The sequence below is a fragment of the Rhodococcus sp. AW25M09 genome (assembly GCF_000333955.1).
Classification (GTDB): Bacteria; Actinomycetota; Actinomycetes; order Mycobacteriales; family Mycobacteriaceae; genus Rhodococcoides.
Map to the genome: position 1 here is coordinate 60,874 of NZ_CAPS01000084.1, position 11,790 is coordinate 72,663.

The window sequence follows — 11,790 nt, forward strand, 5'->3', positions numbered from 1 at the left end:
GACGCGCCACAGCGGCCGTCACCGTCGACCGAACGGATCACCGGGTAACCGAACGCCGCACTCACGCGCACACGCGAATCCGCTCTCGGCTACTTCGCGAACGAGTTCTGGACCGGCACCCGCGCTGAGGGATCTGTCCAACAATCGCGCCAAACTGTAGGTCTCGTCGGCTTCGAGGGCCGCGTCGATCGCAATACGGGCCATCGGCCCGTCACCGCGGACGTACGCACTGAAGGCCAGAAGTGTTGCTGCGATCGCTCTTTCGCGCTCGGGCAGGACGCGGCAGATCATCACCCAGAATTCCTCGACGAAGCCCGCGTCGTCGCCGAGGGTCAAAGCGAGCAATGCATCTCGGACCTGAACGTCGCCGATCGAGACTGCTACGCGTGCGATGTCGACCGGCTCCAGTTCGGTGTCGTACGGGGCCCGCGCAACGTAGGACAGCACGGACCTCAACTCGTCCGCACGGGATCTTCTGCCGGCACGCCCACCTCGCGCGATCTCAGCGGCCACGGCCCGCACCGTGTTCTCGGGACCCGGCGCGATGGTCTCGGCCAGCTCCGTCCTGGATCGTCGGACCGAATAACCGTCGAGCACGCGCGCGACCGTCAGCGGTGACGACGCAGGATCGGACATCAGGCCGTGCAGCTGCGGTCCACACAGCGACCACCAACCGGCGGCGTCGGCGATCTCCGATGCTGCGAGCGCACAGCTGAGCTGCACCCCGAACGTCGCAAGGCTGGTGACGAGCTCACGCACCAATGCCTCGACGTCGAGCAGATGGGGGCTCCTGACGGCTCGGTCGAGTCGGTCGTCGACGAACACTGCCATCACCACGGGGATGTTCTCCGACGCGCAATAGCCGGCCAGATAGCCGATGACGTCGAGCATTTCCGGGGTCGCCCGGGTCCCACTGCCGGCGCGCCGATCGATGCGCTCCCCGGCGAGCACCAGATCGTGACGCATCGTGGGACCCACGCTCGCGCCGTCGTCCTTGACTGCGATGAGCACCATCGAACGATGTGGATGAAAACCGAGCAGGGCCGGCACCGCAGCCATGAGCTCACTCGCGTCGCCGAGGCGTACGCGATGGCGAGAATCGAAGTTGCCGTAAGAGTTCGTCGGTATGTACATGTTCCGAATCCTGGCGGCAGACAAAGTACCGATCAGGACGCGACCTGGCCTTGTGCACAGCCCTGTGGACAACGTTCCCGCTGTGGATGAACTGCGTCGCAGCGACAGTCGTCGGCGGGTTCGTGTCGTTCCCGTCTGCTAGGGCCGCATCATCGGTGCTTGACCTTCTGCACCGACGCGGTGAACAGCTGGTCGAGCGTCGTCGTATCGGGTGACGCGGAGCCGAACGACATGAAGGTGGCAGACACTCGTACATCGTCGATCTGTGCCATCAGCGTCAACATCGACTGCGTGACCGCGTCGCCGCCAACTCCCGATGCCACAGTTTGCCGGACGGCCAACGTGTCGTCCGCACCGATCGGAGGCGCCGGGGTCAGCGTGGACGTCACCGTCGAGGTGGCGCCGGACTTGGTGGCGGTCACCTCGCCGCATTGTTCGAGCTGCTCCTCGCGATCGGAGAGCGGCCCGTCGACTGCGGTCAATTCGATGGAGATGGTGGACCGGCTGTCGTTGTCCGTACCGACGATCATGGCCGTGCCTGCGGGCCCGAAATCTTGATCGGCGGGCTTGCATCCTGGGGGGCTGACCTCGGCACCGGCCGGTATTCCGCTCAGATCGGGCGCTGCCTGCGAGATGGCCTGCTGGGGTAACACCAGGGCGTCGTACGGTGCCGGGAAGCTCGACGGGTCGATCAAGAGGCCGTTCAGATCCGCGCCCGATGGCGATGTGGTGGTTGTGGTGTTGTTGTCGCTGCCGGCGCTCGGCTCGGGGGTTCCGGTGACGGTGGAGCTGCATCCCGCCAGCGCGAGCGCCCCGATCGCCGCCGACGTTGCAGCGATGGTCAGGCGGGATTTACGTGCGGCGGGGCTCACGGGCGTCCTTTGTGGGTTCGTGGGGGACGCCTCAGCGAGCGCTTCGGCGTCCCCCTCACTGTCTCACTCCGACGCCCTCGAATGCGGCAGGCGAGAGACGGCGGTGTCGGAAGTCAGCTTCCGGCAGCGATCCATTCCTCGAGGTGCGGTGCCTCGTCGCCGATCCGAGTTCCGTCGCCGTGCCCGGTGTTGACGCGGGTCTCGACGGGGAGGGCGAAGAGTCGGTCGCGAATGGACCCGATGATGGTCGGGAAATCCGAGTACGACCGTCCGGTGGCTCCCGGACCACCGGAGAACAGGGTGTCGCCGCTGAACAACTCCCCCGCCTCCGGCAGGTACAGGCAGGTCGACCCCGGCGAATGTCCGGGGGTGTGCAGAGCCAGGATGTCGGTTCCCGCCACAGTGATCCGCTGGCCGTCCTCGAGACTCGAGTGCCCGACGCCCGGATGCGTCTGTTCCCACAGCATGTTGTCGGCGGGGTGCAGCAGAATCGGCGCATCGAGTGTGTCGGCGAGTTCGGGTGCCACGGTCACGTGGTCGTTGTGACCGTGTGTGCAGATGACCGCTTTGACGGTACGGCCGGCCACCGCGTCGACGATCGGGCTCGCAGTGTGTGCGGCGTCGACGATCACGACCTCGTCGTCGTCCCCGATCAACCAGATGTTGTTGTCGACATCCCACGTGCCACCGTCCAGGCTGAACGTGCCCGAGGTGACGACGTTCTGGACGCGAAACGTCCCGCTCACAGAACCACCACCGAACGCAGCACGGTTCCCTGGTGCATCTTGTCGAACGCGGCTTCGACGTCCTCGATGGTGATGCGTTCGGTGACGAACTTGTCGAGCGGCAGTCGACCCTGCTGGTAGAGGTCGACCAACTGGGGGAAGTCGCGCTCGGGCAGACAGTCGCCGTACCACGAGGACTTCAGCGATCCGCCGCGGCTGAAGAAATCGATCAGCGGCATCTCGAGGGTCATCTCCGGCGTGGGCACTCCGACGAGAACCACGGTTCCGGCGAGGTCGCGCGCGTAGAACGCTTGCTTCCAGGTCTCCGGACGGCCGACGGCGTCGATGACGACGTCGGCACCGAACCCACCGGTCAGCTCCTGCACGGCCTCGACGGCGTCGACGACCGAGGAGTCGACGGTGTGGGTGGCTCCGAGTTCGAGTGCCCATTCGAGCTTGCCCTTGTCGCGATCGACCGCGATGATCGTCGACGCACCGGCCAGGCGGGCTCCGGCAATCGCGGCGTCGCCGACTCCGCCGCAGCCGATCACTGCCACCGAATCGCCGCGTTCGACGTTGCCGGTGTTCATCGCGGCTCCGAGCCCGGCCATCACTCCGCAGCCGAGCAGCCCGACGACGGCCGGATCGGCGTCTGCGGCAACCTTGGTGCACTGGCCCTCGTGCACGAGGGTCTTTTCGGCGAACGCTCCGATGCCCAGGGCCGGAGTCAACTCGGTGCCGTCCTCGAGGGTCATCTTCTGTGCTGCGTTGTGGGTGTCGAAGCAGTACCACGGGGTGCCGCGCTTGCAGGCCCGGCATTCGCCGCAGACCGCACGCCAGTTCAGTACGACGAAGTCTCCGACGGCGACGTGCTCCACCCGATCGCCGACGGTCTCGACGATGCCGGCGGCCTCGTGCCCGAGCAAGAAGGGAAACTCGTCGTTGATGCCGCCCTCTCGGTAATGCAGATCGGTGTGGCACACCCCGCAGGACTGGATCTTCACGACGACCTCGTTCGGCCCCGGATCGGGAATGGTGATCGTCTCGATCGAAACGGGCGCACCCTTGCTCTTGGCGACGACTGCGCGAACCTGCTGCGGCATGTGTTCCTCCACTGGAAATCGTATTTCGTAGTCGGATCAGCCTTCCACAACGCATCAGCACGTGGCGACATCTGCATACGTTCGATGAGACGAGCTCTGAAGTTCACAAGGTTGTGACCGGCCGGGCACGCAGACTTTGCGTGCGGGCGGTAACTATGAGAAATGACTCAACCCATGGAGTACGACCTGGTGGTCATCGGCTCCGGCCCCGGCGGCCAAAAAGCGGCCATCGCAGCGGCGAAGCTCGGCAAGCGAGTGGCGATCGTGGAGAAGGGGCACATGCTCGGCGGTGTGTGTGTCAACACCGGGACCATTCCGTCCAAGACGCTGCGCGAGGCCGTTCTGTACCTCACGGGCATGAATCAACGTGAGCTGTACGGGGCCAGCTACAGAGTCAAAGCCGACATCACTCCGGCCGATCTGCTGGCGCGAACCCAGCACGTCATCGGCAAGGAGATCGAGGTGGTCCGATCGCAGCTGCTGCGCAATCGCATCGAACTCATCACCGGCGTCGGCAAGTTCCTCGATGCGCACACCATCGTGATCGAGGACGAGGCGCGAGGCGAGCGCATCACCGTGACGGCGGCCAACGTGGTGATCGCAACCGGCACCGCGCCCGCGCGGCCTGCGGACGTCTCCTTCGACGACTACCGGGTGCTCGACTCCGACGGCATTCTCAATCTCGAGTTCATCCCAGCGTCGATGGTGGTCGTCGGGGCAGGTGTCATCGGAATCGAGTACGCCTCGATGTTCGCGGCCCTCGGCACCAAGGTCACAGTCGTCGAGAAGCGAGATTCGATGCTCGACTTCTGCGATCGCGAAATCATCGAGTCGCTTCAATTTCATCTCCGAGACCTGGCGGTGACGTTCCGATTCGGGGAAGCGGTCACTGCGGTCGACGTCGGCCAGAACGGCACGGTGACCACCCTCGCGAGCGGCAAGCGCATTCCGGCGGAGACGGTGATGTACTCGGCCGGCCGCCAGGGGTTGACCACGGCGCTCGAACTGGAGAACGCGGGCCTGGAGGCGGATGCGCGAGGTCGCATCTTCGTCGACGAACACTTTCAGACCAAGGTCGATCACATCTACGCGGTCGGCGATGTGATCGGGTTCCCGGCGCTGGCCGCGACGTCGATGGATCAGGGCAGGCTCGCGGCCTACCACGCGTTCGGTGAGCCCAGCGCGAAACTGACCGACGTTCAGCCCATCGGTATCTACTCCATCCCCGAGGTCTCGTACGTCGGAGCGACCGAGGTCGATCTGACGAAAGGGTCGATTCCGTACGAGGTCGGAGTGTCGAGGTATCGCGAACTCGCCCGGGGCCAGATTGCCGGTGACTCGTACGGAATGTTGAAGTTGCTCGTCTCCACCGAGGATCGGTCGATTCTCGGTGTGCACATCTTCGGATCGGGTGCGACGGACCTCGTACACATCGGGCAGGCCGTGATGGGATGCGGCGGAACCGTGGACTACCTCGTCGATGCCGTGTTCAACTACCCGACGCTGTCCGAGGCGTACAAGGTTGCCGCACTCGACGTCACCAACAAGATTCGAGCGTTGGCCAACTTCGATCGCTGACGAGGGCCCCGCGCACGTGGCGAACCATCACCGGGAATGAACGGCTGCCGATCGGTTGTTCTGTTCAACAGTGATTCGCCACGATCGACTTCTGCGCGTGCACGGTTCGAAGCGAAGGTCGGCGTATTCTGACCCGAGTCTCGTGCCCAGGCACAGACGAGTCGATCCGAAAGGGGCCCGGCCATGACCGAACAGTCGAAGATGTACGAGCTGGAGTTTCCGGCACCGCAAATCTTCTCCAACGACGGCGTCGGACCCGTCCTCGTGCACGGCTTGGAGGGATTCTCCGACGCGGGCCACGCGGTGAAGCTGGCAACGACTCATCTGCGCGAGAGCCTCGAGTCCGAGCTGGTTGCGTCGTTCGACGTCGACGAGTTGATCGATTACCGGTCCCGTCGTCCGACGATGACGTTCAAGTCGGATCACTTTTCCGACTACGACGCGCCCGAGCTCAATCTGTATGCGGTGAAGGACAACGCAGGTACACCGTTCCTGCTACTGGCGGGCATGGAACCCGACCTGCGGTGGGAGAAGTTCACGACCGCAGTTCGCCTGCTCGCCGAGCAACTCGGAGTTCGGCGCACCATCGGGCTCGGCTCGATCCCGATGGCCATTCCGCACACCCGCCCACTCGGGGTGACGGCCCACGCCAGCGACAAAGCACTGGTCAAAGAAGGCAGCAGCTGGGCAGGTGACCTGCAGGTTCCCGGTAGCGCATCGTCTCTGCTCGAGCTTCGCATGGCACAGCACGGCCACGAATCGATGGGCTTCTCGGTTCACGTCCCGCACTACCTTGCTCAGACGGACTACCCCGGCGCAGCCGAAACGCTGCTCGAGAACGTCAGCGAAGCCGCGGAGCTGGATCTGCCGCTGGCGGCATTGGGTGAGGCCGCTGCGCGGGTACGCGAACAGGTCAACGAGCACATCACCGGAAACGAGGAAGTGCAATCGGTCGTGCAGGCGCTCGAGCGTCAGTACGACACGTACGTCGCGGCGCAGGAGCAACAGTCGACGTTGTTGGCAGGCGACGAGCCGCTGCCGAGCGGCGACGAGCTGGGTGCCGAGTTCGAACGCTTCCTCGCCGAGCAGGCCGGCCTCGACGAAGGCGACGACACCGACTCGAAGTAGGCACCGACTCGAAGTAGGCACCGACACCGACTCGACAGTGTGACGGGTCACAGAGCGCCGGCGGGAACGCGGTCATATCGGACAGCGGAAGCGGATCGAAACATACCTGTAACCGTAAATACGCTCGATGTTCTGCCCGCAGCGCCATCTCGTGCGAGAGTCGTAGCAACACGTACTCCGGTGCGTATGTATACACACTCGTACACGGCGATTCCGTGTTGTGCCGCCTGACGGCGCGCCAGGGAATGTCAGGAGGCGCAGATGTCTACCACTCCGCGCAATCGCAAGCTCCGCCCGGTTCCCGACGAAGAACCACGGCTGATCTTTCGGACCATTCACGGATATCGGCGGGCGTTCCGAATGGCCGGTGAAGGTCCCGTGGTTCTGTTGATCCACGGGATCGGTGACAACTCGGAGACGTGGAACGAGGTCATCCCGCACCTCGCCAAGAATTACACGGTGATCGCGCCCGATCTTCTCGGACACGGTCGTTCGGACAAGCCGCGGGCAGATTATTCCGTCGCCGCCTACGCGAACGGCATGCGCGATCTGCTTTCGGTGCTCGGAATCGAGCACGTCACGGTGGTGGGCCATTCACTCGGCGGCGGCGTTGCGATGCAGTTCGCCTACCAGTTTCCCAACATGGTCGACAGGTTGGCGCTGGTATCGTCCGGTGGCGTCACCAAGGATGTGCACCCCATTCTGCGGCTCGCGTCGATGCCGTTCTTGAGTGAAGCGGTCAAGCTGCTCCGACTCCCTGGTGCGATCCCTGCGGTCAAGCTGGCCGGCGGTGTGCTCAGCAAGCTGCACAGCTCACCGCTCCGACCCGGTTCGCTGCTGCACGACACCCCCGATCTGATTCGGGTCTTGAGCGAACTCCCGGCCCCAACTACGTACGAGGCTTACCTGCGAACCCTGCGCGCCGTGGTCGACTGGCGCGGTCAGGTGGTCACCATGCTGGACCGGTGCTACCTCACCGAAAATCTGCCGGTGCTGCTCGTGTGGGGTGATCAGGATTCGGTCATTCCGGTCAGCCATGCTCGCCTCGCGCACTCGGCCATGCCCGGCTCGACACTGGAGGTGTTCGAGAACTCCGGGCATTTTCCGTTCCGAGACGACCCCATGCGCTTCTTGCAGGTCGTGGAGGACTTCATCGACTCGACACCGTCACTGGCTTTCGACGAGGTGCGGTGGCGCAACCTGCTCATCACCGGTGTAGGCGAAGACATGATCACCGGGACCGCAAGCACCCGCCTCGCCGTGCTCGGAGCCATGGGTTCGGACGAACGCAGTGCGACCTGAGGCATCGACTCGAACCCACGGGCAAGGTGTCGATGCGGGACCGGCCGCTGATCCCACATAGCCTGTAGAGGTGCTTCTCACCGAACTGATTCCCGATGTCACCGCTGCGCAACCCGGCGGCGTCGATCCGGATGTCCTGTTCGACACCTTCACCAGCTGGACGGCCGACCGAGGCCTGACGCTGTACCCCGCGCAAGAGGAAGCTCTCATCGAGCTGGTGGCTGGCTCCAACGTCATCCTCGCGACGCCGACCGGCTCCGGTAAGTCGATGGTCGCCATCGGTGCCCATTACGCGGCGATGGCAGCAGGTATACGTAGCTTCTACACCGCTCCGATCAAGGCACTCGTCAGCGAAAAATTCTTTGCCTTGTGCGAGATCTTCGGTGCCCAGAACGTCGGCATGATGACCGGCGACGCGTCGGTCAATTCGCGAGCGCCGATCATCTGTGCCACCGCCGAGATCGTCGCGAACCTTGCCCTGCGCCAGGGTGCCGACTCGGATATCGGCCAAGTGATCATGGACGAGTTCCACTACTACTCCGAGCCCGATCGAGGGTGGGCCTGGCAGGTTCCGTTGATCGAGCTGCCGCACGCTCAGTTCCTGTTGATGTCGGCGACCCTCGGCGATGTGTCGTTCTTCCGGGACGATCTGACCAGACGCACCGGGCGCACGACCACCGTCGTCTCCGGAACCGAGCGTCCCGTACCGCTCATGTTCTCCTACGTCACCACCCCGATCAGCGAAACCATCGAAGAACTGGTGCAGACGCACCTCGCGCCGGTGTACGTCGTCCATTTCACCCAGGCCGCGGCCCTCGAACGGGCCCAGGCCCTGACCAGTGTCAACGTCGCGTCCAAGCAGGAGAAGGCCCAGATCGCCGAGGCCATCGGCAATTTCCGCTTCACCACCGGCTTCGGAAAAACACTGTCGAGGTTGGTTCGGCACGGCATCGGCGTGCACCACGCAGGCATGCTGCCCAAGTATCGACGGCTGGTCGAGAAGCTCGCGCAGGACGGTCTGCTCAAGGTGATCTGTGGAACGGACACCTTGGGGGTGGGTATCAATGTCCCCATTCGGACGGTGCTGTTCACCGGACTCACCAAGTACGACGGCATTCGCACCCGTAAGCTGCGGGCCCGTGAGTTCCATCAGATCGCCGGCCGGGCGGGGCGTGCGGGGTACGACACCCTCGGCACGGTCGTGGTCGAGGCCCCCGAGCACGACATCGAGAACGCTCGCCTGGTGGCCAAGGCCGGTGACGATCCGAAGAAGCTCAAGCGCGTACAGCGCAAGAAGGCGCCCGATGGCTTCGTCTCCTGGGGTGAGCCGACGTTCGAGAGGATCATCACCGCGAGTCCCGAGCCCCTCACCTCCCGGTTTTCGGTGAGCAACGCCATGTTGCTCAATGTCATTGCCCGGCCTGGCAATTGCTTCCATGCCATGCGTCACCTACTCGAAGACAATCACGAAACCCGGCCCGCTCAACGCAAACACATCCTGCGTGCACTGTCGCTGTACCGCGGCTTGGTCGATGCGGGCATCGTCGAGCAGTTGGACGAGCCGGATGCCGATGGCCGGCACGCTCGATTGACCGTGGACCTGCAACCGGATTTCGCACTCAACCAGCCGCTGTCGACCTTCGCGGTCGCGTCCTTCGATCTGCTCGACGCAGAATCACCGACACATGCGCTCGACGTGGTGTCGATCATCGAATCAACGCTCGACGATCCTCGCCAGATCCTGATGGCACAGCAGCATGCCGCGCGCGGCGAAGCGGTGTCGCAGATGAAGGCCGACGGGATCGAGTACGACGAGAGAATGGAGCTGCTCGAGGAGGTCACCTGGCCGAAACCTCTTGCCGAACTGTTGGTTCCGGCGTTCGAGATCTACCGCGGCACGCACCCGTGGCTCTCCGAGGTCGGCTTGTCGCCCAAGTCCGTGGTGCGCGACATGGTCGAGCGGGCGATGACTTTCGCCGAACTGATCAGCCATTACGGTTTGATGCGGTCGGAGGGCCTGGTGTTGCGGTACCTCGCCGACGCGTATCGCACACTGCGTCAGACGGTCCCGCCGGAGTCTCGTACCGAAGAGGTTCAGGACATCACCGAGTGGCTGGGCGAGCTCGTTCGTCAGGTCGATTCGAGCTTGCTCGACGAGTGGGAGAATCTGACCGATCCCGGCGCAGAGCCGGAGGCGCTGATCGAGGCCTACGGCTCCGACACCCCGCGTCCGATCTCGGCCAATCCCAGAGCATTCCGGGTACTGGCTCGCAATGCGATCTTCCGTCGGGTCGACCTGGCGGCCCGTCGCCAATGGAACGCACTCGACGAACTCGACGACGGCCCTGACTGGGAGGCCGAACTCGAGCCGTTCTTCGCCGAGTACGGCCCGATCGGAACAGGACCCTCGGCCAGGGGGCCTGCCCTGTTCACCTTGAACGTCGGTGCGGAGTCCACGACGGTGCGTCAAGTGCTCGAGGATCCGGACGGGGACCACGGTTGGTCGCTCGACGCCGTCGTCGATGTGCCGGAATCCGACGCAGCGGGCGAGATCGTGTTCGACGAGATCGTGATCACTGCAGGCTGATACCGTCCGAGCATGGCTGTCGAGGTGTCCGTCGTCCGAGTGTTCACCGATGTCGACGGCGCGTTCGGCAACCCCCTCGGCATCGTCGCCGCGGAAGATGTCAACGAGGCGGACAGGCAGCAGTTCGCCGCCGAGCTCGGCTTCAGCGAGACCGTATTCGTCGAGCGCACCGAGCCCGGTACGGCCTCGGCCACCATCTACACCCCCGCGATGGAGCTCCCCTTCGCCGGACATCCCACCGTCGGGCTGTCGTGGTGGCTGCGCGAACAGGGCCATCCGGTGCGGACTCTGACGGTTCCGGCCGCAGACCTGAGCATCCGCTACGACGGCGAGGACACCTGGGTGCGAGCTCGCGCCGAGTGGGCTCCGCAGTTCACGTTCCATCAGGTCCACGACACGGCCGAGGTGGCCGCGGCCGAGGCGAGCGCCTACGACAGTGGGCACCACTACGTCTGGGCCTGGACCGACGAGGAGCACGAGGCTCTGAGATCGCGCATGTTCGCCCCCATGATGGGAATCGCCGAGGACGAAGCGACCGGTGCTGCCGCCGTCCGGCTCACTGGCAAACTCGGCCGCGGTCTGCACATCACGCAGGGAGCCGGCTCGCGGCTGGCCACGACGATCGACGGCGGATGGATAGAACTGGGCGGACGCACGGTGAGCGACGCGTCGGTCACCGGGTGACCGGTACGTCCACCTCTATTTCTTCGCCCAATCCCACGCCTGCAGCGAGCGGCAGTCGGTCTCCGCTCCAGAACTTCCCCGGGTCGAACCAGTTGGCCTTCTTGTTGCCGGTGAGCAATCCCATCGCGTCGTAGGTCATGGCGACCACCTCGGCGCAGTAGGCGGTTTCGAGGGTGGCCCCGTCCTGCTCGCGGCGACGTAGTGTCGGCACACGTCCTCGGAACCACCGACCGGTGAGTGCGGCGGTGGTGGGAAAAGCTGTGCCGTCCATGCGAGCGATCGTGCGCAACAGTGCGTCCTCCTGCTCCTTCGTCACGGCGTTCTTCAATTGCCGCAGCCAGCAACGCTGCTCGTACTTCGTCGCCCACTGGGTCACCGCCGCCCGCAGATCGTGTAGCTGCACCCCACGCTGAAAGTTGCCGGTCCACATGTCCTGCAATGACTTTCCCAGTTCGGCGTGCCACATCAGCGGCGGCAGGTCGTCGATCACGACGGCCATTCCGACATGGTTGACGGGGCTGTTGGTCAGCGCCTGAATTGCGCGATCGGACGTCGAATGTCCGCGAAAGATCCAGATGTCACCCGTTCTGGTGGCATCGACGGCGGTATCGAGGCCGATTCGCGACGGATTCATGGCTCAACCATAGGTCTTGGCACATCCGCGACCGAACGTCGTG

The 11,790-nt window shown here is 64.4% G+C and carries 10 protein-coding genes; 5 read left to right on the plus strand and 5 right to left on the minus strand.

Annotation, left to right across the window (positions count from 1 at the left end):
• Nucleotides 1–18 precede the first annotated feature (18 nt).
• The 4 genes from RHODMAR_RS17175 to RHODMAR_RS17190 all read right to left on the minus strand — a co-directional run bounded on the left by RHODMAR_RS17175 (nt 19) and on the right by RHODMAR_RS17190 (nt 3,834).
• Nucleotides 19–1,134: a DUF4192 domain-containing protein gene (locus tag RHODMAR_RS17175; protein ID WP_008716837.1), complete on the minus strand. Its 1,116-nt coding sequence runs from the start codon at nt 1,132–1,134 to the stop codon at nt 19–21.
• A gap of 149 nt (nt 1,135–1,283) precedes the next feature.
• Nucleotides 1,284–2,006, minus strand: a complete 723-nt coding sequence (locus tag RHODMAR_RS17180; protein WP_008716840.1) for a DUF5642 family protein — start codon at nt 2,004–2,006, stop codon at nt 1,284–1,286.
• Nucleotides 2,007–2,119: 113 nt separating this feature from the next.
• Complete coding sequence (locus RHODMAR_RS17185) at nt 2,120–2,752, minus strand: MBL fold metallo-hydrolase (RefSeq protein ID WP_008716843.1); 633 nt, start codon at nt 2,750–2,752, stop codon at nt 2,120–2,122.
• Nucleotides 2,749–3,834 (minus strand): S-(hydroxymethyl)mycothiol dehydrogenase, encoded by a 1,086-nt coding sequence (locus RHODMAR_RS17190; RefSeq protein ID WP_008716846.1) that lies wholly within the window; start codon nt 3,832–3,834, stop codon nt 2,749–2,751. Before RHODMAR_RS17190 ends, RHODMAR_RS17185 begins: the two co-directional genes overlap by 4 nt.
• 162 nt (nt 3,835–3,996) lie before the next feature.
• On the opposite strand from RHODMAR_RS17190, the gene sthA reads away from it, so the two are divergent.
• The 5 genes from sthA (at nt 3,997) to RHODMAR_RS17215 (ending at nt 11,113) form a co-directional block, all read left to right on the plus strand.
• Nucleotides 3,997–5,412 carry a Si-specific NAD(P)(+) transhydrogenase gene (gene sthA / locus RHODMAR_RS17195; protein WP_008716848.1) on the plus strand — a complete coding sequence of 472 codons (1,416 nt, stop codon included), beginning with the start codon at nt 3,997–3,999 and terminating at the stop codon, nt 5,410–5,412.
• Between the two features lie 183 nt (nt 5,413–5,595).
• Nucleotides 5,596–6,540, plus strand: coding sequence for a proteasome assembly chaperone family protein (locus RHODMAR_RS17200; protein WP_008716851.1), 945 nt, complete (start codon nt 5,596–5,598; stop codon nt 6,538–6,540).
• 261 nt (nt 6,541–6,801) lie between these two features.
• The gene (locus tag RHODMAR_RS17205) at nt 6,802–7,842 is read left to right on the plus strand and encodes an alpha/beta fold hydrolase (RefSeq protein WP_008716853.1); all 1,041 of its coding nucleotides are present in this window, start codon (nt 6,802–6,804) and stop codon (nt 7,840–7,842) included.
• A gap of 70 nt (nt 7,843–7,912) precedes the next feature.
• Entirely contained in the window at nt 7,913–10,429 is a 2,517-nt protein-coding gene (locus RHODMAR_RS17210) for a DEAD/DEAH box helicase (protein ID WP_008716855.1), read from the plus strand.
• 12 nt (nt 10,430–10,441) lie between these two features.
• Entirely contained in the window at nt 10,442–11,113 is a 672-nt protein-coding gene (locus tag RHODMAR_RS17215; RefSeq protein ID WP_008716856.1) for a PhzF family phenazine biosynthesis protein, read from the plus strand.
• Here RHODMAR_RS17215 and RHODMAR_RS17220 read toward each other — a convergent pair.
• Nucleotides 11,103–11,747 (minus strand): hypothetical protein, encoded by a 645-nt coding sequence (locus RHODMAR_RS17220; protein ID WP_008716859.1) that lies wholly within the window; start codon nt 11,745–11,747, stop codon nt 11,103–11,105. The genes RHODMAR_RS17215 and RHODMAR_RS17220 overlap by 11 nt on opposite strands.
• Nucleotides 11,748–11,790: the final 43 nt, after the last annotated feature.